19 protein-coding genes and 3 tRNA genes are annotated in these 22152 nt (G+C 61.1%); 6 read left to right on the top strand and 16 right to left on the bottom strand.

What is annotated here, in order from left to right; all coding sequences use genetic code 11:
* Nucleotides 1–210: 210 nt before the first annotated feature.
* The 4 genes from rplA to secE form a co-directional block, all read right to left on the bottom strand.
* On the bottom strand, nt 211–909 hold the full coding sequence (gene rplA / locus AC07UC_RS22740) for a 50S ribosomal protein L1 (RefSeq protein ID WP_056568375.1): 699 nt from the start codon (nt 907–909) through the stop codon (nt 211–213).
* Nucleotides 910–913: 4 nt separating this feature from the next.
* Nucleotides 914–1342, bottom strand: coding sequence for a 50S ribosomal protein L11 (gene rplK, locus AC07UC_RS22745; protein ID WP_010909262.1), 429 nt, complete (start codon nt 1340–1342; stop codon nt 914–916).
* Between the two features lie 189 nt (nt 1343–1531).
* Nucleotides 1532–2059 (bottom strand): transcription termination/antitermination protein NusG, encoded by a 528-nt coding sequence (nusG, locus tag AC07UC_RS22750; protein WP_010909261.1) that lies wholly within the window; start codon nt 2057–2059, stop codon nt 1532–1534.
* A gap of 28 nt (nt 2060–2087) precedes the next feature.
* A complete protein-coding gene (gene secE / locus AC07UC_RS22755) occupies nt 2088–2291 on the bottom strand; it encodes a preprotein translocase subunit SecE (RefSeq protein ID WP_010909260.1) in 204 nt (67 codons plus the stop codon).
* Nucleotides 2292–3085: 794 nt separating this feature from the next.
* Between secE and AC07UC_RS22760 the strand changes: the two genes are divergently transcribed.
* Nucleotides 3086–4147, top strand: a complete 1062-nt coding sequence (locus tag AC07UC_RS22760; RefSeq protein WP_494907470.1) for a linear amide C-N hydrolase — start codon at nt 3086–3088, stop codon at nt 4145–4147.
* Between the two features lie 382 nt (nt 4148–4529).
* Nucleotides 4530–5555, top strand: coding sequence for a helix-turn-helix domain-containing protein (locus AC07UC_RS22765; RefSeq protein WP_494907471.1), 1026 nt, complete (start codon nt 4530–4532; stop codon nt 5553–5555).
* A gap of 94 nt (nt 5556–5649) precedes the next feature.
* Here the strand turns inward: AC07UC_RS22765 and AC07UC_RS22770 are convergent, their stop codons facing one another.
* The 6 genes from AC07UC_RS22770 to tuf form a co-directional block, all read right to left on the bottom strand.
* On the bottom strand, nt 5650–7134 hold the full coding sequence (locus AC07UC_RS22770; protein ID WP_494907472.1) for an amidohydrolase: 1485 nt from the start codon (nt 7132–7134) through the stop codon (nt 5650–5652).
* A 184-nt stretch (nt 7135–7318) separates the two neighbouring features.
* Nucleotides 7319–10225 carry an autotransporter outer membrane beta-barrel domain-containing protein gene (locus tag AC07UC_RS22775; RefSeq protein ID WP_494907473.1) on the bottom strand — a complete coding sequence of 969 codons (2907 nt, stop codon included), beginning with the start codon at nt 10223–10225 and terminating at the stop codon, nt 7319–7321.
* Between the two features lie 543 nt (nt 10226–10768).
* Nucleotides 10769–10844: transfer RNA gene (locus AC07UC_RS22780), tRNA-Trp, on the bottom strand.
* Nucleotides 10845–10996: 152 nt separating this feature from the next.
* Nucleotides 10997–11482 (bottom strand): group II truncated hemoglobin, encoded by a 486-nt coding sequence (locus AC07UC_RS22785; RefSeq protein ID WP_494907474.1) that lies wholly within the window; start codon nt 11480–11482, stop codon nt 10997–10999.
* A 185-nt stretch (nt 11483–11667) separates the two neighbouring features.
* Nucleotides 11668–13227 (bottom strand): COG3904 family protein, encoded by a 1560-nt coding sequence (locus AC07UC_RS22790; protein ID WP_494907475.1) that lies wholly within the window; start codon nt 13225–13227, stop codon nt 11668–11670.
* 164 nt (nt 13228–13391) lie between these two features.
* The gene (gene tuf, locus AC07UC_RS22795; protein ID WP_010909256.1) at nt 13392–14567 is read right to left on the bottom strand and encodes an elongation factor Tu; all 1176 of its coding nucleotides are present in this window, start codon (nt 14565–14567) and stop codon (nt 13392–13394) included.
* A gap of 295 nt (nt 14568–14862) precedes the next feature.
* On the opposite strand from tuf, the gene AC07UC_RS22800 reads away from it, so the two are divergent.
* Together AC07UC_RS22800 and AC07UC_RS22805 are read left to right on the top strand one after the other, a co-directional pair.
* Nucleotides 14863–15750, top strand: a complete 888-nt coding sequence (locus tag AC07UC_RS22800) for a DMT family transporter (protein WP_494907476.1) — start codon at nt 14863–14865, stop codon at nt 15748–15750.
* A 118-nt stretch (nt 15751–15868) separates the two neighbouring features.
* Nucleotides 15869–16006, top strand: a complete 138-nt coding sequence (locus AC07UC_RS22805) for a hypothetical protein (RefSeq protein ID WP_181179429.1) — start codon at nt 15869–15871, stop codon at nt 16004–16006.
* Nucleotides 16007–16156: 150 nt separating this feature from the next.
* Here the strand turns inward: AC07UC_RS22805 and AC07UC_RS22810 are convergent, their stop codons facing one another.
* Nucleotides 16157–16414 (bottom strand): GlsB/YeaQ/YmgE family stress response membrane protein, encoded by a 258-nt coding sequence (locus tag AC07UC_RS22810; RefSeq protein WP_056566410.1) that lies wholly within the window; start codon nt 16412–16414, stop codon nt 16157–16159.
* A 130-nt stretch (nt 16415–16544) separates the two neighbouring features.
* Between AC07UC_RS22810 and AC07UC_RS22815 the strand changes: the two genes are divergently transcribed.
* Nucleotides 16545–17003: a YidB family protein gene (locus AC07UC_RS22815; protein ID WP_202322794.1), complete on the top strand. Its 459-nt coding sequence runs from the start codon at nt 16545–16547 to the stop codon at nt 17001–17003.
* Nucleotides 17004–17083: 80 nt separating this feature from the next.
* Here the strand turns inward: AC07UC_RS22815 and AC07UC_RS22820 are convergent.
* Together AC07UC_RS22820 and AC07UC_RS22825 are read right to left on the bottom strand one after the other, a co-directional pair.
* Nucleotides 17084–17157, bottom strand: a tRNA-Gly gene (locus AC07UC_RS22820).
* Between the two features lie 90 nt (nt 17158–17247).
* Nucleotides 17248–17332, bottom strand: a tRNA-Tyr gene (locus AC07UC_RS22825).
* Nucleotides 17333–17534: 202 nt separating this feature from the next.
* Between AC07UC_RS22825 and AC07UC_RS22830 the strand changes: the two genes are divergently transcribed.
* Entirely contained in the window at nt 17535–18383 is an 849-nt protein-coding gene (locus tag AC07UC_RS22830; protein WP_494907477.1) for a TrmH family RNA methyltransferase, read from the top strand.
* A 121-nt stretch (nt 18384–18504) separates the two neighbouring features.
* Here AC07UC_RS22830 and AC07UC_RS22835 read toward each other — a convergent pair whose 3' ends face one another.
* Genes AC07UC_RS22835 through gcl form a run of 3 tightly spaced genes read right to left on the bottom strand, consistent with a single transcriptional unit; the run spans nt 18505 to nt 22122 of the window.
* Nucleotides 18505–19611, bottom strand: coding sequence for a 2-hydroxy-3-oxopropionate reductase (locus AC07UC_RS22835; protein WP_494907478.1), 1107 nt, complete (start codon nt 19609–19611; stop codon nt 18505–18507).
* Nucleotides 19526–20323 (bottom strand): 2-oxo-tetronate isomerase, encoded by a 798-nt coding sequence (gene otnI / locus AC07UC_RS22840; protein ID WP_202322797.1) that lies wholly within the window; start codon nt 20321–20323, stop codon nt 19526–19528. The genes AC07UC_RS22835 and otnI overlap by 86 nt, the downstream gene beginning before the upstream one ends.
* Nucleotides 20324–20340: 17 nt before the next feature.
* Nucleotides 20341–22122 carry a glyoxylate carboligase gene (gcl, locus tag AC07UC_RS22845; RefSeq protein ID WP_494907479.1) on the bottom strand — a complete coding sequence of 594 codons (1782 nt, stop codon included), beginning with the start codon at nt 22120–22122 and terminating at the stop codon, nt 20341–20343.
* Nucleotides 22123–22152 lie beyond the last annotated feature (30 nt).

The raw sequence follows: 22152 nt of genomic DNA on the forward strand, positions 1-22152 counted from the left end.
GGTTCGAACCTTTCATTGGAGCACTTGCTCCGTTGTCGGGTCTTCACCCGTCTCATGCAGGCCCACATGAATTAAGGCTTTTGGGCCGCCTGCAATCTCGGACAGGATGTCCGGAAGCCTTTCGACTTCCGGCACCGGGCCCAGGATAAATCCGGGGCCCGGAATTCAGTCACGGATCGGCCTTCCAGCGGCCGATCCAAATGGTCTTAATCAGGACGCAGCGAGCGTCGCGACGTCGAGCTTGAGGCCCGGGCCCATCGTCGAGGTGACCGACACCTTCTTGACGTAGTTGCCCTTGGCGCCAGCCGGCTTTGCCTTGGTCACCGCATCGGCGAAGGCACGGATGTTCTCTTCGAGCGCCTTGACGTCGAACGAGACCTTGCCGACGCCGGCATGAACGATGCCGGCCTTCTCGACACGAAACTCGACCGCGCCGCCCTTCGATGCCTTGACGGCGGCGGCGACGTCGGTGGTGACGGTGCCGACCTTCGGGTTCGGCATCATGCCGCGCGGGCCGAGCACCTTGCCGAGACGGCCGACCAGCGGCATCATGTCCGGCGTGGCGATGCAGCGATCGAAATCGATCGTGCCCTTCTGGACGATGTCGACCAGGTCCTCAGCACCAACGATGTCGGCGCCGGCGGCCTTGGCTTCCTCGGCCTTGTCGCCACGGGCGAACACGGCGACACGAACCGAGCGGCCGGTGCCGTTCGGCAGATTGACCACGCCGCGGACCATCTGGTCGGCATGGCGCGGGTCGACGCCGAGGTTCATGGCGACTTCGACGGTCTCGTCGAACTTGACCGAGGAACGGTCCTTGAGCAGCTTCAGCGCTTCACCCAGGGCATAAGCCTTGTTGGGATCAATGCCTTCGCGGGTCTTTGATACACGCTTTGCAATCTTTGCCATGATCTCAGCCCACCACTTCCAGACCCATCGAGCGGGCGGAGCCCTCGACCATGCGCATGGCCGCCTCGACGTCGTTTGCGTTCAGATCCTTCATCTTGGCGGTCGCGATTTCGCGCACCTTGTCGCGCGAAACGGTGCCAGCCTTGACCTTGCCCGGCTCCTTCGAGCCCGACTTCAGGTTCGCGGCCTTCTTCAGGAAGTAGCTCACCGGCGGTGTCTTCATGACGAAGGTGAACGACTTGTCCTGGTAGTAGGTGATGACGACCGGAACCGGCGATCCCTTTTCCATTTCCTGGGTCTGCGCGTTGAACGCCTTGCAGAACTCCATGATGTTGATGCCACGCTGACCAAGCGCCGGGCCGATCGGGGGCGACGGCGTAGCCGAACCCGCGGAGACCTGGAGCTTGAGCTGGCCTGCAATTTTCTTAGCCATCTCTTTTCCTGCCTTTGTTTATGCCGGTCCCACCATCAGGGAAAACACCGGCGGTTGCAGTCTGGTGGTGCGGTTCGCGTGGCCGGCTAAAGCCACATTCGCCTCCCACCGTTCTCAGGCCGTGCGTTTCCGCACCGCCTCCCCCGATCGCCGAGCCGGCATCGCCGGCCCAACATCGGGGATTTCGGATCAGCCCTTTTCGACCTGTCCGAATTCCAGATCGACGGGCACGGCGCGCCCGAAGATCGAAACTTCCACCTTGAGCCGCGCCCGCTCCTCGTCCACTTCCTGGACGAAACCGTTGAACGACGCGAAAGGACCATCCGAAACGCGGATCGCCTCGCCGATCTCGAACGTGACCGAGGGCTTCGGCCGCTCGACGCCTTCCTGCACCTGGTTCAGGATGCGCTGCGCTTCCGCCTCGGTGATCGGCACCGGCTTGGAGTCACCGAGAAAGCCGGTGACCTTCGGCGTGTTCTTCACCAGGGAAAACACGGCATCGGTCAGGTTGGCCTTCAGGAGCACGTAGCCCGGGAAAAACTTGCGCTCGGCATCGACCTTGCGGCCACGACGAACCTCGACGACCTTCTCGGTCGGAACTACGATCTGCTCGATATCGGCGGACAGGCCCTTCTGCTTGGCCTTGTTCTCGATGTCCTCGGCGACCTTCTTTTCAAAGTTCGAATAAGCGTGGACGATGTACCAGCGCGCAGCCATTTTTTAGACTTCTCCGTAATCGCCGGACTTAGCGTCCAATGCCCAGAATCTGTTCGATCGCGAGGCCCATCAACTGATCGGCACTAAAGAAAAAGATCATCGCAATCACAGCGAAGGCCAGAACCATCACCGTCGAGATCATCGTTTCGCGCCGCGACGGCCAAGTCACCTTGGCGGTCTCCGAGCGAACCTGCTGGAGAAAGACGAAAGGATTTGTGGTTTTCGAAGCCATATGCCGCCTGTCTTCAAGACCCGTTGGCCGGGCCTCCTGGATGATCCCGCTGGCCGGGACGTGCCGCCTGAGCCCAGTCTCACGCCGAATCAGCGCAATCACTTCGCCCATGCAAATCAGACGCGTAAAGCCGGCTTCCCAGCTTCACGCGTCGCGTGCCTGTTCCGTCTACATAAAACCGATTCTTGATCCACGCAAGTGGCAAGTGTCCGCTTTATGACCAAACGCCGCCTCGGAACCATCCAGTCGTTCCGTCCCGGCTATGGCGCCCTTATGCCCCAATCGGGCTAATATGGCAAGCGTGTCGCCGATTTTCAAAGGGCGGCCCGCGGAAATATCGTTTCTGGCAGCCATTTCGGAAAATGGCACGGGCAGCCGGGCTGGAACATCCTGCTCGCGCTCGGCTTGTCGTTGCGCTCTCGCGCCCGGGCGGGCATGGCACTGGCGCTCATCCTGCCGGTGGGGAGCGGCCGCCCGCGAAATTCAGCATTGTACCGATGGACTCTCGCCCACTTCACGGTGTTGTCGGGTTGGTCCATCTAGCCGGCGGCGTGTCCATTCGCACGGTCGCGGCTTCCGAACCAATCGCGGCATTGGCATTGAGCTGCCATCCTCTCAACATCTTCCGCTCTCCGAAGAGACGCCTGATCTGCCTGAAATCCTGCGCGATATGGATAGTTGGCACGGCAGGGCTGCCATATCCTCTCGAACCGGGCGCATCCGCCGGCCGATAGGGGTCGGCGCCAGCCTCGCCTCGACCGAAATGCCTTCGCAGCAGGGAGAATTAAGGGACCATGGGAAAGAGAACTACAAAATATCTCGCCACCATCAGCGGCCTCGCTATGGCACTTAACTTCGTAGCGCCTGCCGCTTATGCGTGCAGCCGGGTTCTGTGGGCCGACGGAGATCAAGTTTTCGTCGGTCGGACTCAGGATTGGACTGAGAAGGTAAATTCCTCTTTTCGCAAGTTTCCTCGCGGTATCCAGCGTGTCGGCGCGGTTGCGGAGAATCCGCATAAATGGACGTCGAAATATGGCAGCCTGGTCATCACTGGCTATGACATGGGCACGCATGAAGGTGTGAATGAAAAAGGCCTTAGCGCCCACGTACTTTATCTTGCGGAAGATTCCAGCTTTGGCGAGCGGGACCCCAAGCGAGAAGCAATCGGCATCATGCAGTGGGCGCAATATTACCTCGATAACTTCGCCACGGTTGCCGAAGCTGTAGATGCGATCAACAAGGATGCGATCCAGATCGAGCCAATGATCCTGCCGAATGGCAAACCAACGCTCATGCATCTGTCGCTTGAAGACAGGACAGGCGATTCCGCCGTGATCGAATATGTGGACGGCAAGCCGAAAGTTTATCATGACAGGCGCTTCACTGTCATGACGAACGAGCCGACCTATGACAAGCAGATCGAGAATTTGAAACAATATCGCTCATTCGGTGGCGACAAGGCGTTGCCGGGCGAGCGTACCCCCAGCGATCGATTTGTCCGTGCTGCTTATTACACCAATGCTCTGCCGAAACCTGAGAACGCCGATGTGGGTGCGGCCTACATGTTCAGCGTCATTCGCAACATCTCCGTGCCTTTCGGGGCGGCTGATCCCGATAAACCGAACGTGTCCAATACGATCTTTCGCAGTGTGATCGATCTCAAGAACGATCGTTATTTCTTTGAGAGTTCGTACGCGCCAAATGTGGTGTGGGTGGACTATGGCAAGTTGGATTTCAGTGAGGGCAGCCCTGAAATGGCCTTGCCGGTCGAGAAGAAAATCTTCTCGCTCAACGGCAATGTCACTGGATTGCTGGAGAAGGCGGGGCCGCTCGTTTTCGGAGGGGGCAAGCACTAGCTGGCTTGTCAAGACACGGTGTCCATAGAACTCTCCTGAAACAAGCTTGTAAGGCCTGAGACTTAGTGAAAGGCCTATGTGTGCGGCGTCGCCACGATCGCGGCGCCGCAAAGCCCAGGACGGTGAATGAAGGAAGCCTTGGTTTTTATGTGAAGATCAACAGCTTCGCCCTCAACCAGACAGGACAGCCTCCGCTACAACCGTCGATCACACGCCACGGCCGCTTCGCATCTATCAGCGAACAGGCTTGGCATGATCGGATTGGGCCGAAGAGCGAACCCGCTGCGCGAGATGGGCGCGTGCGGCGAGGTAGAGATCGCCGGGCGCATGGTCATCATCAAGGTGTTTGCCTGCCGGCGACAGCCGCGAGGAGAGCGGGACAATGACCGATGATGAAGAGAAACGGTTCTCGCCGACCGTCTCTTTTTCCAAGGAGTTTTATGATCGCGAGGCTTTCGCCTCCAGCATACCAGGCGGGAAATTCGACATCGTGCCGATGGAAGCTCGGCAGTTTCATGGCGTGGCCGGGTTGGTCAACCTGGGCGGTGGTGTGTCCGTTCGTACATTCGCGGCTTCCGAACCGATCGCCCTACGGACGGAGTTCACGGGCGGCAGTACGCCAAACATCACCTATATGTTTACCTTGAGCAGCCAGCCGAAGGCGGCAGTCGACGGTATTCACTTGAACGAAGTCAGCGTCTTTTCGCGAGGCCCTGGCGATACGCCCAGCCTAAAAACAGGAGGGGCACTCGAGATCGCCGCAATTTGCGTTCTTCACGAGTCGCTACGACGTACATTCGCAGCACTGACGGGCAAAGAAAACGCCAAGATCCTTCTGACGCCCTCGGCAGTGAAACAGGTCGGGGCAAGTCAATTGGCCAAGTTGCAAAAACACTATTTTGACGTGAGCAGGATAGTCAATGCCCCCCACTGGCAAACCCTGTCGGACAATCCATTAAATATCGCCTTTATACGCGAAGAGATCGCGGCCTCTTTGGTTGACGTTCTGGATAGCGGTGTTCTCAAGGTCGATCATATGGCCCATCAGCTGCAAACAGCGTCGATGCGGCGCATCGACCGTCTAATTGACGAACATTCCGACAAATTGATCGGGCTACAGGATTTGTGCGAGAAAGCTAATCTCTCGCTGAGAACAATCGAGTCCATCATCCGCAGGCGCATGGACATGACGGCGCATTCCTATTTGCAACGCCGTCGGCTCACGTTCGTGCGTAGAACACTACTCAACCCTACCACAGGTACGACAGTCACCAACGCAGCCTTGGATCAGGGCTTTACCCATCTCGGCCGCTTTTCCGTATTCTATCGGCAGGTCTATGGAGAATCGCCGTCCGAGACACTTAAGAAAGTCATCGGACAGCGATGGGCTTTCCCACATGGACGTTAAAGGTCACGCGGCCAAGGCATTCTTGTAGATGCGGCCGTCCTTCATGATCACTTTCAGGTTCTTTTCCGCATCGACCAAAAACCTTGATATCGGCTTATGCCTTCGCCAGAAGCTCCATCACGGCTGTCGTCCCTACTTTGGCGCCAAGAGGGATTGCGTTCAGGTCCACCCGGAAATCCGGGTTGTGGGCCGAAAACGGTAATTGACCGCTTTTGATGAGTTCCGGTGTGAAAAGCTTCGGATCGGCGATGCCGACCGCCATGTAGGTGATCTGGACCTTGTCGTTGCCTCCTGCCAGCAAATGAAAGTCCTCCGAGCCGGTCGCGGGCGGAAATTCCGTCACGACATTCTTCTCGCCCATGAGCGTCATGAGAGCCGGATGCAGCCTGGCGACCAGATCGTCGTTGTTGGTCAGGGGCGGGGAAAACCCTTTCATGACAATGGACGGCAACTGATCCTGCGGCATCCCGTAGGTTGTCGCAATGCCGTTGTTGATGCTGGTGATGCCATCGATCATCTGCTGGCGGACCTTGAGGTCGAAGAACCTGAGATTGAGCTTCAGCAGCGAACTCTCGGGGATGACGTTGTTGTCCGATCCAGCCTGGAAGGAACCTACGGTCAGTACCGCCGCGTCAAGCGGATTGAGAATACGCGACAAGATCATCTGATATTCGACGACGGCCATCGCACCCATGATGACCGGGTCCTTGGTCATCTGCGGCATCGAGCCGTGGCCACCGACACCATGAAAGGTGACATCCATCTGGTCGGTACCGGCCATGATCGTGCCGCCGCGCAGCGCCATGATGCCAGTCGGGATGGGCGCGGTGTGGATGCCGAGAAGATGATCGGGCACCGGCACCCCGTGCTTTGTGTAAAGCCCATCATCGATCATTGCCTGCGCACCAAGGATCAGTTCCTCGGCGGGTTGGCCGACCAGGATCAGCGTTCCGCTCCATCTATCCTTTGAGCCAGCCATCACCTTGGCCAGGCCGAGCATCCACGTGACATGGGCATCGTGCCCGCACATATGCGCAGCCGGGGCCTCGGTGCCATCGTCCTTCTGTACACGCACCTTGCTGGCATAAGGGAGGCCGGTCGCCTCTGCCACGGCATTGGCATCCATGTCGGCACGATACATGACCGTCGGACCATTGCCATTGCGAATGATGCCGACCACGCCGGTCTTGCCGATGCCGGTCTTGACCTCGAAACCAAGGTCCGAAAGTTGTTTGGCGATGATTCCCGCAGTGCGGACTTCCATGAAACCCAGTTCGGCGTTCTGGTGGATATCCTTGTAGAGAGCGACGAGGCGGTCGTTGTCGCCGTCGACGGCAGCCTTGATCCTCTCGGCGAGATCGCCTGAAATCCTGCTTGCAGGGGCAGAATTATCTGATTCCTGCGCGGGAGCCGGAGACGTGCCTCCCGCCAGGATGATGGGGGCGGCGGCGACAGCCGCGCCGCTTCCCATCAGAAAGCCGCGTCGCGAAAGTATCCCGGCCCATTGATCTGAATTGCCGCAGAGGCAGCCATTAGAACAGACGTAGTCCTGATATTTCTTGCCAAGCCGAAAGACCACCGCCACCTCCAACAACTATTCCCAGACAGGCAGACTTCTAGCCCGCGTCCAAGTTTCACTTTGGGGAAGGTAGCGCGCTATCCAGATCTCGCACGTTTTCCTGAATTTGTTTGGAGACCGAATAGCCTTGCCGCATCTCGTTGCGCCATGGCGATGACGAGAGCTACTGCTACCGCCCTTGCGGTCAGAATTGCGTTCGGAGACCGAAATTGGCCTTGAGGATGTAGCTGTTGCCGAAACCACGGAACGGCGTGTTGCCCGAGAACTCGCCATAGAAGGTGAGATCCTTGCGCCAGCTTACGCTCGCACCGAGGCCAAGTTCGCCCCACAGCCGGTCGTCGGCATTGATGATGGGTGTCCCCGCGACCAGAGTGCGCGTGCCATCGAGCCATTCATAGCTGACATTGGCGATTCCGTAGATGTGGCTGCGGCCGCCTTCCCAGGCGCCCTGATGATCGAGCGCGACGCCCCAGCGCGTTTTCAGGCTGTCGTTCCTGCCGGCGGCCACGTCGGCACCCGACGGATCAACGAAGTGATCGAACCGCACATTGGAATAGACGATCTGGAATTGCGGCGTGATGCCAACGTGCTCGCCGAACAAAATCCGCTTGCCCGCTTCGATGCTGAACGCCTCGCCGCTGCCGCCATTGTCGTGGGTGAGCGAGCCGAGAAGTTCGGAATTGAGGTCGCTGCCATAGCGGTTGAGCTGCGCCTGACCGTCGACATAGAAGCCCGTGACACCATACCAGGTCAAAGTCGCGCCAAGGCCGTAGCCGTCGGTTTTCACCGCACCATTGCCGAACGCCGAGTTGATCCGGCTGTTGGCCTCGCCATAGGAGACGTTGACGCCTGCCACCAGACGCCCGCTCGTGTCGCTATCGACAAGCACCCGATCGGCACCCGCCTGCATCTTCCAGGTATCGACGTCCTGATCCAAACCAGTCGCCGACACGGCGGCACTGTTGAAGCGCCCGTGGGAGCCTTCCGCTCGGCCCCAAATTCCATTGCCGTCGCCATTGGCGCCGGGGCCCCAGACACGGTTGCCGACACGTTGCTGCAGCGTCGGGAGAGTGTTGAGCGACTGCAGATTGGAGCCATAGGCCTCGTAAACCGGCACGCCGGGCTGATAGAGCGGCGCGCCGGGACCGCCCAGGGAGGAACGCAGATACCAGTCGCCATCCAAGGGAGTAGAGACGCCGCCCTGATAGAGGCGATAGGCATAAGCGCCGGCTATCACCGCCGGTGCGCCCTGGAAGACATAGTTGCTGTCGAGCACGAAAGCACCGTTGGACGCACCCGTCACGTCGACGATCTTGATGCCTTCCACCGTCGGCGCGCCAGGGCCGCCACGGTTGATGATGCTGACATGCGTAACGCCTGAAGTCGTGCCGTTCACCGCCAGGCGGCTGGTCTGCGAGCTGTCGTCGCCCAGAACGGTCGCGATTTCGAGGCGTCCGCCAGTGCTGACATAGTCGCCTTGGACAGTGAGCGTGCCCATGGCATTGCCATAGCCCGGCGCGACGACGCCGGTATTGACGACATTGCCCACGCCGCCCGTGCCGATGAGCCGTCCGCCGGTGTCGACCAGCATGTTGCCGCCCAGCACGCCGTTCACGGCCAGCGTGCCGGCCGACACGGTCGATGCGCCGGTAAAGCCGGAACTGTCCCCGATCAGCGTCAGTTGACCGAGGCCAAGCTTGTTGAAGTTCGACGAACCGGAAAAATCCGTGCCGATGCCGATGTCGTGCCCGTTGGTATCGAACCAGGCTCCTCCGGCTGCCACACTCAGTGCCGTGAAGCCGTTCAGGAAATCGGCTTCATCCCGGTTCGCACGCAGAATGCCGCCGTTGAGGTCGAGGATAGCGGTGGCGCCGGCTCCCTTGATCACGGAGCCGGTTTCGACAACGCCGCGTCCGGTGGCGTCGCCGTCGAGATGGAGCGTTCCAGTGGCTGTGCTGCCGTTGGCTATATGAACATCGGTACCGACGCTTACGAAGCCACCTTTTCCAACGGTCATCGTGCCGTCGCCATCGTAGCCGACATCGATGCGGTCGGTCGCGGTCAAGCTTGAGACGCTGCCCGTGCTGCTCGAGACATTGACAGTGCCCGTGCCGCCGTTCGTGTAGCCGATATAGACAGAGGCAGCGCCGCCTCCAGTTGCACTCGTGGCCACCGCGGCGCCGTCCGCGACGTTGAGTGTGCCGCTGCCGGAGAAACCCACGTAAATATTGTTGGCGGCGTTCCAGGCCGAGGCATTGCCGTTGATGTCGCGACCCGAGACGGTGGCCGTGCCTTCGCTACCGCTCCCGTAGCCGATAGAAGCCTGTCCACTGTTCACCAGCCCGCCATCCAGGATGTCGAGCTTGTTGCCTATGCCGCCGCTACCAACATAAATCTGGTTGGTAATGTTCAGGGTCGAGGCATGTTGGTCTATGTCGCGGCCCGTGACCGCAACCATGCCAGTGCCGGTGCCATTGCCATCGCTATTGTTGCCGATGACGACCAATGCACTGTTAACGATCCCGCCATCCTGGATGGCGAGCGAGGCTTTGCCGTTGTCGCCGACATAAAGCGTGCCTGTATTGGTCCACGTCGAGGCGTGACCGCTACCGTCGTGGCCCGAGACAGTGACATCGCTTTGGCTGGCGGCCGCGACGCCGATATAGCCGTCAGCATTGCTCACCTGGCCGCCATTTCCGATATTGAGCGTGCCGTTGCCGTCCTGACCGACAACGAGGTCACCGTTATTGGTCCAGGTCGAGGCATTGCCGCTACCGTCGGTGCCCGAGACGGTGACCGTCCCTTGGGCACCATAGCCGATAAAGCCAGTGTCATTGGTGACCGCGCCGCCATTCTGGATGTCCAGCGTGCCTGTGGCGATATTACCGACAACGAGATCGGCCCCGACCGTCCAATCCGGCGTTTGAATTGTGCTTACGTCCGGCGATAGATCACCGGTGCCTGACACCGACTGCGCGGACGCCGGCCGCATGCCGGCAATCGCGGTGACGAGTGTGATGATTGCCGTGGTCAAAAAAAAGGATCGGCGGAAGCCGACCGTATTGGCGCCGTCCTTTGCCGTTCGTCTCATCCCTTGCGCCGCTCCCCGCCAAGCCCCGCTTCACCATAGAAGTGCGACGCACCCGGCAAAGCCCGAGTCAATGACCGCTCGAATCATTGCCATGCGCTGTATTCGAGTAGATCAAGGTTAACCTTTGGTTGTAAATTGAGTTGTCCTCCCTAAACGCATTCTCGCCATCGCCTCAACTGCAGCGCGTACGTGCGGCAATGCTACTCGATAGCCATCAAATACGGTCGAGTGGATTGGCGATCGCCGTGGCCGGCCCTCGTCATTCAGGTCGAAATACCAATCCTCGGCCCAATCCTTGGCCTGGCAAGACTTCTTCCTTGATGGTGACTCGGCGGTTCTTGGCTTCGACATACCTCGAACAGTGCCAAATCGGGCTGTCGTTACGCCTATGGACGTGGACCTTGCCTTCGAGAATCGAATGTTCTTCCGCTATCGCCAGGCACTCCCTGCGCGCGTTCAAGTTTGTGCAAGAGATGTGTAAGGCGGCTTGAGGCGTCCTTGCCAAGCAAGACGATCTCTAAATGCCTGATTTCCCTTGGGAAATGGCACGGGCAGCAGGGCTCGAACCTACGACCTGCGGTTTTGGAGACCGCCGCTCTACCAACTGAGCTATGCCCGTATCGTGCGCGCCTCGGCGCAGCAGGGGTTTCCTAAAAGCTTCCGAGCTCTCTGTAAAGAGTGGTTTGCACGCAAACGCGCCTTCATCCCCTTGCCGGAAATCCGGACCACCGATGACTGGCCGCCGCTTCGGCCTGTTCGCAACGGTTGCGACTAAGATTTCCCGGCCGGCGGCTTGTATGGCCCGCCAGGCACGCCCCAGCCCCAGGCCGGCATCGGTTCGGTTTCCGGATCGCAGGTCTCGCCGAGATTGGAGTTCATCTTCGCCAGCCGCGATCCCCATTCGACATAGCCCATGAAGGCCGAACGGAATTCGGGATCGTCGGGCAGACCAACGGCATCGGCTGCATCGGCGAGCAGGTTGATCCAGCGGCGGCGCTGCTCTTCGGTCAAATGCTTGCCCAGATGATGCATGACCATCTCCCGGTGGCCGCCGAACTTTTCGCTGTAGGTCTTCGGTCCGCCAAAGACCTCGCCGATGAACGCCGCGACATGGGCGGGATGGTCTGGCGACATGGCCTTGAACACCGGCCCGACGACCGGGTCCTTTGCCACCTTGTCATAAAAGGTCCGCGTCAGCCGGTTCAGCGCGTCGCTGCCGCCGGCCCATTCGTAAAGTGTCGGAACATCCTTGCGCATGGCGGTCGCCTTGTCCTCGATCGCCAGACGGTAGCGGAAAGACCCGACCGGCCTCAACCTGCCTCGATGGCCAGTCCAACACAGGCGGCGTTACAATTTGGCCGGCATGTCGGCTTCGGCGTTGGCTGACGGGACGAGCCGGCAATTGTCCGGCCTCGGAACCGACCGGCATATGGTGGCGCCCGTCAGTTCGTCGGCGGACTGAGCCCGGTCGCCAGCCCGAATTTCAGTATCGCCTGCTGATGGAGCTGCCGTTTGGATGAGGAGAGCTGCATGGCGGCGAACAGGCCGGGTCCGATCGCCATCTCCTCGAGATACGCCTTGACCTTGTCGCCAAGCCCAACTGAACTCACGCTGAGGCGCACGGCAGGCCCGATGAAACGCCTGACGCCACCGGCAACCATGATCGGACAGGCCGAAGCGCATTCGCTCTCGGATTCAATGGTCAGCCCGCTATGGACGCCATCCTTGGCCAGGCACTCCGCCGAGGGATCGCAATCCGCGAAATCCGTGTGGGCGACAACGACATCGAGCTTGCGTTCCCGGATCAGCCTGCCGGCGGCGAGCGCGCTCTCGACATCGCCGCCCTGCGAGTTGATGACGATAGGCAGCCGCCGGCCGGCGATGGCATCGAGGGCCTGTCTAAGCTTTTCCGGCGTCTGCGCGGTGATCGAGCCCTCCGCCGAGATCCATTCCGGACAGTCGGGATTGCAGAGCGGGTTGCTGCCGCGGACAAGCACGAAGCGCATGTCGGCCTCCTTCGGCGTCGTGGCCTCGACCGGCGCAGCGAGAGTGGGTTTTGCCTGGGCGGTCGGGAGATTGGCCGGCGTCGCCTCTTTGTCAGCCGGTATCTCCCGGCAATTCGCCGGCATCGGGTTTGCCTTGCAGATGGTTCCCCCGGTGAAAAGCTCGACGCTGTCGAGGGAGGTTACGAGGTTCATGCGGAGCATGTTTTCGAGAACCAGTTGATGGATTTCACTGGCCGGCGTGTTCTTCATCGTTGTGAAGACGCCTTCGCCTATCCCCATCCCCTGCAAATAGGCCGAAAGCCTCTTCTCGACCGCCTTGCTCATTTCGTAGGTCTTGTAGCTGCCCGCGTTCTTGCGGCTGACGACCTTGGTGCTGATGATCTTCTTCTTGCCGTTCACGATCCGATAGGTCGTCCGGTAGAGCAGCTTCTCGCGCCTGTAGGTGGTGGTGACCTGATGAACGCCGAGATAAGCGAAATCCCCGACAACGCGGCGGACACCGCCGGAAAACATCAGCGGGCAAGCGGAATTGCACATGGCGCCGCTGTCATAGGCCATGCCAAAATATTCGGCACCCTTGCCCTGGTTGTCCCTGCAATTCTTCATCTGCGGCTCGCAGCCGGAAAACACAGTCGTGCCGACGGCGATATCGAGCTTGTTCTTGCGGATCATCTGGCCGAGCGTCACCGCAGCATCGACGTTACCGCCAGGGGAATTGACGACCACCGGCAATTGCCGGCCCTTGAGCGCCTTGAGTGTGCGCTTGAGCAACGACGGCGTGCCCGCGTCGATGGTGCCTTCCGCCGATATCCATTCCGGGCAATTGGGCTCGCAGCCCGGCGCGTTGCTGCGCACGACGGCAAACCGCATCGGGGGGATATCCAGCGACTGCTCCTGCGCCAGCGCCGGCGGGACAGCAAAGACCACGGCCACCAACAGCACGAGACGGACCAGTGCCCGCCATGCCTTCCCATCGAAACAGCGCCCTGGAACCACTCTTCGGCAAGCTCCCGCAATGCAACCTATACTAGTTGGCGCGATGGCGCTTGCAACAGCTTTGAAATGACCACGGCTGGCGGCTGTCCCGGGCTGCCCGGAAACGAAAAAGGGCGGCCCGAAGACCGCCCTTTCCTTGTCGATCCGGCTAATGCCGGTGTCGATTATTCCTTGATGGTGACGACGATGCCGGCACCGACGGTGCGGCCGCCTTCACGGATAGCGAAGCGCAGCTTCTCTTCCATGGCGATCGGCACGATCAGCTCGACATCGACCGTGATGTTGTCGCCAGGCATAACCATCTCGGTGCCAGCCGGCAGCGACACGATGCCGGTCACGTCCGTCGTGCGGAAGTAGAACTGCGGGCGGTAGTTGGTGAAGAACGGCGTGTGACGGCCACCTTCGTCCTTGGTCAGGATGTAGGCTTCGGCCACGAACTTCTTGTGCGGCTTCACCGTGCCCGGCTTGGCCAGAACCTGGCCGCGCTCGACACCTTCACGATCAACGCCGCGCAGCAGCGCGCCGATGTTGTCGCCAGCCTGGCCCTGATCGAGCAGCTTGCGGAACATTTCCACGCCCGTGCAGGTCGTCTTGGTCGTCGGACGGATGCCGATGATCTCGAGTTCCTCGCCAACCTTGACCACGCCGCGCTCGACGCGGCCGGTCACGACCGTGCCACGGCCCGAGATCGAGAACACGTCCTCGATCGGCATCAGGAACGGCTTGTCGAGCGGACGAACCGGCGTCGGGATGTAGGCGTCGACCTGAGCCATCAGCTCGCGGATCGCGTCCTCGCCGATCGTCTTGTTCGAATCCTCAAGAGCGGCCAGCGCCGAACCCTTGACGATCGGAATGTCGTCGCCGGGGAACTCGTTCTTCGACAGAAGCTCGCGAACCTCGAGCTCGACCAGTTCGAGCAGCTCGGCGTCGTCGACCTGGTCGACCTTGTTCAGGAACACCACGATCGACGGCACGCCGACCTGACGGGCGAGCAGGATGTGCTCGCGGGTCTGCGGCATCGGGCCGTCAGCAGCGGAAACCACCAGGATCGCGCCGTCCATCTGCGCGGCACCGGTGATCATGTTCTTCACATAGTCGGCGTGGCCGGGGCAGTCGACATGGGCGTAGTGGCGGTTGGCCGTCTCGTATTCGACGTGAGCCGTCGAGATCGTGATGCCGCGCGCCTTCTCTTCCGGCGCCGCATCGATCTGGTCGTAGCGCTTGTACTCGCCAAAATACTTCGTGATCGCCGCCGTCAGCGACGTCTTGCCATGGTCAACGTGACCAATCGTGCCGATGTTCACATGAGGCTTAGTGCGCTCGAATTTACCTTTTGCCATAGTCTCTTTCCTTGGACGGCCTTGACCTTCAGTTCAGTCGAATGCGGGGCGATTAGCGACAAAGGCCAAAAAACACAAGCGTCTTTTGGCCGGGTGCCGTCTCACTCAGTCTGAACCTGGGATCCGATTGCGGGGATGTGGCGATGATATAGGTAGTCGATGGGTGAAATGAAATGGGCTGGCCGGCCGATCGACCACGGCCTGCATCCCATGCTCTTGTCCGTCAGTCCCTGTCTCGATCACGGCCAGTTGATGGCCCATTGCGGCGGCCATCGAGGTCTGATCTCCTGACCCCATGCATTTCATCCCTACCTCGATCCGAGGCCCGCTGTTCATGATCGTTTCGACCGGGTCGTACCTGGTCAACGACACGATGATGAAGCTCGCGACCGCGGGGCTGCCCTCCTACGAAGTGCTGTTCCTGCGCGGGGCGGCGGCAACGCTCTGGGGCTTCCCGCTGCTGTTCCTGCTCGGCTACGGCAAACAGATTCCACTGATCTTCGACGGCCATGTGCTGCGCCGAAACCTGCTCGAGCTGGCGGCGATCCTCTGCTATGTCGTTGCGCTCGCCAACATGCAGATCGCGGATTCCACCGCGCTCGGACAAATCACGCCGCTGCTGATGCTGGTCGGCTCGTCGATCCTGTTTGGCGAGCGCATCGGCGGCCAGCGCATGGCGCTGATCGGGCTTGGCTTCATCGGCGCCCTGATGGTGGCGCAGCCGACCATGCAAGGCATTTCGATCTATGCCCTGCTGGCGCTCGGCAACGCGGCGCTGTCGGCCGCGCGCGACCTGGCCGGCAGGCATGTCCCGGCGGAAGTGCCGGGGATGATCGTGGCGATTTCCGCCGTCTTGGTGGTGTTGGTCGGCGCGGGTGCCGCGCATCTGATATCCGAGCGCTGGGTCATGCCCGAGGGGCGCCATTTGCTGCTGATGGCCGGTGCCGGGTTTTTCCTGATCTTCGGCCATTTCTTCATCTTCATGGCCTATCGCGTCGGGCCGACCAGCGCGGTGGCGCCGTTCTACTACTGCTTCACCGTCTGGGCCGTCATTTCAGGCCTGCTGGTGTTCGGGCAGTTCCCCAACACGCTGGCGGTCTGCGGCATCCTGCTGGTGGTGGGCAGCGGACTGACCATCGTGTCGCTGGATCAGCGCAAACGGAGGCTGACTGTCGTCGCCTAGTATCGGCGCCATTGCGCCTGTCTTCCGCCGCTGTTGCAGAGGCCAGATTGATCGTCTATTCGGCTATGTATCGTCTATCCGGCGAAGACATGATCAATTCAGCCAAGGGAGGTTCCCCATGACCGATTTTGACCAGAAGAAGAATTCCGACGCCGAGCACAAGGCCGCCATTCGCAAATCGCTGGTCGGCTGGGTGGTATTCATCGCGGGAACGCTGATCTTCTTCGCCGCGGCCGATGCGGTGCTGATGCCATAGGCAAGCCCGAAGCTGGTCTTGCCTCGGCAAAAATTCAAAATGTCAGACGCTTGGAGCGTCCGCCGTTTCGCGGAAACGGCGACCCCTCCAAGCCTTTTGTTTTGACGCAATTCCGGACGGAAACTGTTTCACACTTTTCCTGGAACTACGCTAAAGCGTCCGGCGTCCGCTGAACTGATGGTAGGCCCACAGGACAACCACCGCGCCAACCACCGCGACGATCAGGCTGTAGATGTTGAGGCCGGTGACGCCCGATGCGCCGAAGGCACTGAAGATCAGGCCGCCGACAATGGCGCCGACGATACCAAGCACGATATCCATTATCATGCCCTGGCCGGTCTTGTTGACGATCTTGCTGCCCAGGAAGCCGGCGATGACGCCGAGTATGATCCAGCTGATGATTGACATTTTTTCCTCTCCATCCCCCGCCGCCCCGACATTTTCATATGATTGTCAAAACCTCAAGCCAGCTTGAAATTCCGCCCGGATGCGCCATTGTTGTAGATGGGCTGGGCTTGGTCGAGATGGAGGATCCACTATGGGACTTTTTGACAACGCCGTTCCCGGCGGCAACATCACCAAACCGCTGATGATCGCGCTCGGCGCGCTGCTGGTCGGAAAGATGCTGAGCGGCAGAAGTGCCGAACAGCCTGACCAGCCTCAAGCACCGGCGCCATCCGACCCGGCCGCAACCACCGCCAGCGACGGCGGCCTGCTCGGCGGACTGGGCGGCCTGCTGGACAAACTGAAAGATGCCGGCCACGGCAATGTCGCCGATTCCTGGGTCGGCACCGGGCAGAACCAGTCGATCAACGCCAATGATCTCGGAACAGCACTCGGGCCGCAAGTCATCCACGAGATCGCGCAACGCACCGGACTGGACGAGCAGGAACTGCTCAAGCAGCTGTCCACCGCCCTGCCCGGCATCGTCGACAAACTGACACCGAACGGCCAGGTGCCGCACCAGCACCAGGTGGCTTCGGCGTTCAACAGCTGACGCGGCGCACATTGATGCCCTGAAGCGCTGCGCGGATTGCCGCGCAGTGTCCGGGCTTACCGATCGCGGGGATGAAAATCTGGAGCGGGTAGCGGGAATCGAACCCGCATATTCAGCTTGGAAGGCTGCTGCTCTACCACTGAGCTATACCCGCGCCTTGCACTGAAGTATCGGATTCACCCGAAAAGCGCCATGCACTTTTCGGCCCGATGCTTTTCTCGTTTCAGGGCTTCCGGGCCGGCAGTGGTGGAGAGGGTTGGATTCGAACCAACGTAGGCTAAGCCAACGGATTTACAGTCCGTCCCCTTTAACCACTCGGGCACCTCTCCAGTCTGCCGCCGGAGCCATGCAACGAGGCATTCTTGCCGATCCCGGAGCCCGAGATAGATGTCTTCTCCGAAATCAGCGAAGCGCCTTATGGCGGCAAGGCCAGTGGGTGTCAACCGCGCAGGAAGGGTTTTTCGATGTTGTTCGCCGGCTGCGGCGACGGGCCATATCCTTGGCCGCGGCAGACGGCTATAGAAGCCGGCCATGAGCAACAAGACCAATACCCCCAAAGACACCCATTACGCCAAGCTGCGCCGCGCGCACCGCGACGAGAAAAGCGGCGGCGGGCCTGCGTTCCGGCCGCGCCAACCCGTTCCGCCCGGCGAAAACGCCACCGACGGCCTGGTGCGGCTTTATGGCCTGCACACGGTGCGCGCCGCACTCGACAATCCGCGCCGCAAGATTCGCAAAATGCTGGTGACACGCAATGCGGCCGAGCGTCTTGAGATTGCCGATCTTGCCGCCCTGCCCTTCAAGGCGGAACTGGTCGAACCCAGGGACATCGACAAGATAACCGGATCGGATGCCGTGCATCAGGGCGTGCTGATCGAGGCGGAACCGCTGAAACCCAAGCGCCTCGACGCGCTCGGCGACACCAAGCTGGTGCTGGTGCTCGACCAGGTCACCGATCCGCACAATGTCGGCGCCATCCTGCGCTCGGCGGTCGCCTTCGGGGCCGGCGCGCTGATCACCACGGCGCGCCACAGCCCGCAGGAATCGGGCGTGCTGGCGAAATCCGCCTCCGGCGCGCTGGAGCATATCGACCAGATCGAGGTGAAGAACCTGGCCGACGCGCTCGGGCAACTGCATGAGGCCGGCTTCCAGACGATCGGACTTGATTCGGACGGGCCGGCGGAACTCGAGACCAGCTTTGCCGGTGACAGGATCGCGCTGGTGCTCGGTGCCGAAGGCAAGGGCCTGCGCCAGAAGACGCGCGAGACGGTGACGACGCTGGCGCGGCTCGATATGCCCGGCGCCATCCGCTCGCTCAACGTGTCGAACGCGGCAGCGGTGAGCTTGTACGCGGCGCGGGCATTCTTGAAGCGCGGCTGAACCGGAAACAAGCAGACTATTTGTTCCAAACGAGAAACGGGTTCCGGCGACAGACGCCGAAACCCGTTCTTCGACGGGCAGGAGTTGGCGGCTTGGGAACGTTACGCCGCCTTCTCCCGACCTATGCCGCTTTGCCCTTGATCGCGGCCACTTCGCCGCCGACCTCGAAATTGGCCATCCGTTCCAGTGCCCTCACCAGCGCCGAATGATCCTCCTTCGCGCCGCCATTGGCGGCGCAGGAATTGAAGAGCTGCTGCGTTGTGGAAGTGTTGGGCAGCGAGACGCCGAGCGCCTTGGCGCCCTCCAGTGCCAGGTTGAGATCCTTCTGGTGCAGTTCGATGCGGAAGCCCGGCGCGAAGGTGCGCTTGACCATGCGCTCGCCATGCACTTCGAGAATGCGCGAGGCCGCCAGCCCGCCCATCAGCGCCTGCCTGACCTTGGCCGGATCGGCACCGGCTTTCGATGCAAAAACAAGCGCTTCGGCGACGGCTTCAATGGTCAGCGCGACGACGATCTGGTTGGCCACCTTGGTGGTCTGGCCAACGCCGTTCGGTCCGACCAAAGTGATGTTCTTGCCCATCTTCTCGAAGACGGGTTTTGCGCGCTCGAAGGGCTTGTCCTCGCCCCCAACCATGATGGTCAGCGACGCCGCCTTGGCGCCGACCTCGCCGCCGGAGACCGGCGCGTCGAGATAGTCGCAGCCGAGCTCGTTAATCTTGCGGGCGAACACCTTGGTCTCGATCGGCGAGATCGAGCTCATGTCGATGACCAGCTTGCCTTTGGACAGGCCGTCCGCGACGCCATTGTCGCCGAACAGCACATCGGCGACCTGCGGCGTATCCGGCACCATGGTGATGACGATGTCGGCCGCCTTGGCGACGGCGGCGTGGCCGGAGACTGACTTCAGGCCCTTGGCGACGAGATCCGCCGGCGGCTTGGAGCGATGGTCGCTGGCGATGACCTTGTACCCGGCATCCAGCAGATGCCCCGCCATCGGCGCGCCCATGATGCCGAGGCCGATAAAGCCTATGGTTTCCATTGTTTTTCTCCGTCTTTTGTTGGGCCGCGTTCCTTCGCGCCCCCTCTGGCCTGCCGGCCATCTCCCCGACAGGTGGGGAGATTGGCAGCTTCGGCGCCCGATCTTAAGCCGCAGCGCTTCCCTGCCCGGCCAGATCCCGGAACCATCCAAGCCCGGCGTCGGTGCCGGCCCTCGGCTTGTATTCCGCACCGATCCAGCCGGAATAGCCGATGCGGTCGATGTGGTCGTAGAGGAAGGGATAATTGATCTCGCCCGTTCCCGGCTCGTGACGGCCGGGATTGTCCGCAAGCTGGATATGCGCGATGCGGCCGAGGTTGGCCTCGATTTTACGGGCGAGATCCCCCTCCATGATCTGCATGTGATAGATGTCGTATTGCAGGAACAGGTTTTTCGAGCCGACGCGGTCGATGATCGCCAGCGCCTGATCCGAGTAATTCAGGAAAAAGCCCGGAATGTCGCGGGTGTTGATCGGCTCGATCAGCAACCGGATGCCGGCCTGCTCCAGTTTCTCCGCCGCGAAGGCAAGGTTCTCGGTGAAAACATCCTCCAGCACCTTGCGGTCGGCGCCGGCGGGCGCGATGCCGGCCAGGCAATTCACCTGCGGGCAGCCGAGCGCCTGTGCATAGGTGATCGCCTTGGCGATGCCCTGGCGGAATTCCGGAACGCGGTCCGGCAGTACGGCAATGCCGCGCTCGCCCTTGCCCCAGTCGCCGGCCGGCAGGTTGAACAGCACCTGGGTCAGGCCGTTCTTCTTCAGTCTCGCCGCCACCACCTCGGGCGCATGGTCGTAGGGCCCGATATATTCGACGCCTTTGAAGCCCGCGCGTGCGGCTGCGTCGAAGCGATCGAGGAAATCATGCTCACCGAAGAGCATCGATAGGTTGGCCGAAAAACGTGGCATTCTTCTTGTCCTTCTTATCAGTCGAGCATCACGATAGCGGTCGGGGCGTCTTCCTGATGTTCGGCAAGTTCCTCGAATTCGGTGATCTTGTCGATCTCGGTGCCCATCGAGATGTTGGTGACGCGCTCGAGGATGAATTCGAGCACGACGGGAACCTGGTGCTCCTTCATCAGCCGCTGCGCCTGCCTGAAGGCACCCGCAAACTCCTCGGGCGTGCGCACCCGGACCGCCTTGCAGCCCATCGCCTCGGCGACCGCCACGTGGTCGACGCCATAGCCGGCTTCTGGATCGCCTGACCGGTTGATGTTCTCGAAGGCAAGGCTCACCTCGTAGTCCATCGCAAAACCGCGCTGCGCCTGGCGGATCAGGCCGAGATAGGCGTTGTTCACGACGACGTGGATGTAGGGCAGCTTGTGCTGCGCGCCGACCGCCAGTTCCTCGATCATGAACTGGAAATCATAGTCGCCCGACAGCGCCACGATGGTGCGGTTCGGATCGGCAGCGCGAACACCAAGGGCAGCGGGCAGCGTCCAGCCGAGCGGCCCGGCCTGGCCGCAATTGATCCAGTTGCGCGGCTTGTAGACATGCAGGAACTGCGCGCCGGCGATCTGCGACAGGCCTATCGTGGTGACATAGGTGACGTCGCGGCCGAACGCCTTGTTCATCTCCTCATAGACGCGCTGCGGCTTCAGCGGCACCTGATCGAAATGCGTCTTGCGCTTCATCGTCTTCTTGCGGCCCTGGCACTCCTTTGCCCAGCCGGACCAGTCGCGCAGCTTGCCTGATGTCTTCCACTCGGTGGCGACGTCGAGCAGAATTTTCAGCGCGGCACCCGCATCCGAGACGACGCCGAGGTCCGGCGCGAAGACACGACCGATCTGCGTCGGCTCGATATCGACATGGATGAATTTCCTGCCCTTTGTGTAGACGTCGACCGAGCCGGTGTGGCGGTTGGCCCAGCGGTTGCCGATGCCGAAGACGAAGTCGGCCTCGAGCATCGTCGCATTGCCGTAGCGATGCGACGTCTGCAGTCCGCACATGCCGGCCATCAGCCGGTGGTCGTCGGGGATCGCGCCCCAGCCCATCAGCGTCGGGATGACCGGAACGCCTGATATTTCGGCAAACTCGATCAGCAGATCCGACGCGTCGGCGTTGATGATGCCGCCGCCGGCGACGATCAGCGGCCTTTCGGCCGCGTTCAGCATTGCCAGCGCCTTTTCCGCCTGGGCGCGCGTCATCGCCGGCTTGAACGGCGCCAGCGGCTCATAGGCGTCGATATCGAATTCGATCTCGGCCAGTTGCACGTCGACCGGCAGGTCGATCAGCACCGGGCCGGGCCGCGACGAGCGCATGAGGTGAAATGCCTTCTGCAGAGCCATCGGGACGAGATAAGGCTCCATGACGGTGACCGCCCATTTGGCGACGGGTGCCGCGATCGCGGCGATGTCGACGGCCTGGAAATCCTCCTTGTTCAGCCGTGCCCGCGGCGCCTGCCCGGTGATGCACAGGATTGGAATGGAATCGGCTGATGCCGAATAGAGCCCAGTGATCATGTCGGTGCCGGCCGGCCCCGAAGTGCCGATGCAGAGCCCGATATTGCCCGCCTTGGCGCGGGTGTAGCCTTCGGCCATATGCGAGGCGCCCTCGACGTGACGGGCCAGCACGTGGCGGATCGTGCCCCTCGCCTTCAGCGCCGAATAGAGCGGATTGATCGCCGCGCCCGGCACGCCGAAGGCGCAGGAAATACCTTCCTTTTCGAGAACGAGAACCGCCGCATCGACAGCGCGCATCCTGGCCATTTTCCGGCCCTCCACTAGGGTTGTCATTGT

It is taken from the genome of Mesorhizobium sp. GW821-FHT04C10, assembly GCF_059420305.1.

Excerpts from the sequence above, each read along its gene's own strand:
- AC07UC_RS22765 (WP_494907471.1), top strand. The coding sequence starts at position 4,530 with ATGACCGATGATGAAGAGAAACGGTTCTCGCCGACCGTCTCTTTTTCC.
- AC07UC_RS22785 (WP_494907474.1), bottom strand. The coding sequence starts at position 11,482 with ATGCGCAAGGATGTTCCGACACTTTACGAATGGGCCGGCGGCAGCGAC.
- tuf (WP_010909256.1), bottom strand. The coding sequence starts at position 14,567 with ATGGCAAAAGGTAAATTCGAGCGCACTAAGCCTCATGTGAACATCGGC.
- AC07UC_RS22815 (WP_202322794.1), top strand. The coding sequence starts at position 16,545 with ATGGGACTTTTTGACAACGCCGTTCCCGGCGGCAACATCACCAAACCG.
- AC07UC_RS22805 (WP_181179429.1), top strand. The coding sequence starts at position 15,869 with ATGACCGATTTTGACCAGAAGAAGAATTCCGACGCCGAGCACAAGGCC.
- AC07UC_RS22775 (WP_494907473.1), bottom strand. The coding sequence starts at position 10,225 with ATGAGACGAACGGCAAAGGACGGCGCCAATACGGTCGGCTTCCGCCGA.
- secE (WP_010909260.1), bottom strand. The coding sequence starts at position 2,291 with ATGGCTTCGAAAACCACAAATCCTTTCGTCTTTCTCCAGCAGGTTCGC.
- AC07UC_RS22800 (WP_494907476.1), top strand. The coding sequence starts at position 14,863 with ATGCATTTCATCCCTACCTCGATCCGAGGCCCGCTGTTCATGATCGTT.
- nusG (WP_010909261.1), bottom strand. The coding sequence starts at position 2,059 with ATGGCTGCGCGCTGGTACATCGTCCACGCTTATTCGAACTTTGAAAAG.
- AC07UC_RS22760 (WP_494907470.1), top strand. The coding sequence starts at position 3,086 with ATGGGAAAGAGAACTACAAAATATCTCGCCACCATCAGCGGCCTCGCT.
- rplA (WP_056568375.1), bottom strand. The coding sequence starts at position 909 with ATGGCAAAGATTGCAAAGCGTGTATCAAAGACCCGCGAAGGCATTGAT.
- rplK (WP_010909262.1), bottom strand. The coding sequence starts at position 1,342 with ATGGCTAAGAAAATTGCAGGCCAGCTCAAGCTCCAGGTCTCCGCGGGT.
- AC07UC_RS22830 (WP_494907477.1), top strand. The coding sequence starts at position 17,535 with ATGAGCAACAAGACCAATACCCCCAAAGACACCCATTACGCCAAGCTG.
- otnI (WP_202322797.1), bottom strand. The coding sequence starts at position 20,323 with ATGCCACGTTTTTCGGCCAACCTATCGATGCTCTTCGGTGAGCATGAT.
- gcl (WP_494907479.1), bottom strand. The coding sequence starts at position 22,122 with ATGGCCAGGATGCGCGCTGTCGATGCGGCGGTTCTCGTTCTCGAAAAG.
- AC07UC_RS22810 (WP_056566410.1), bottom strand. The coding sequence starts at position 16,414 with ATGTCAATCATCAGCTGGATCATACTCGGCGTCATCGCCGGCTTCCTG.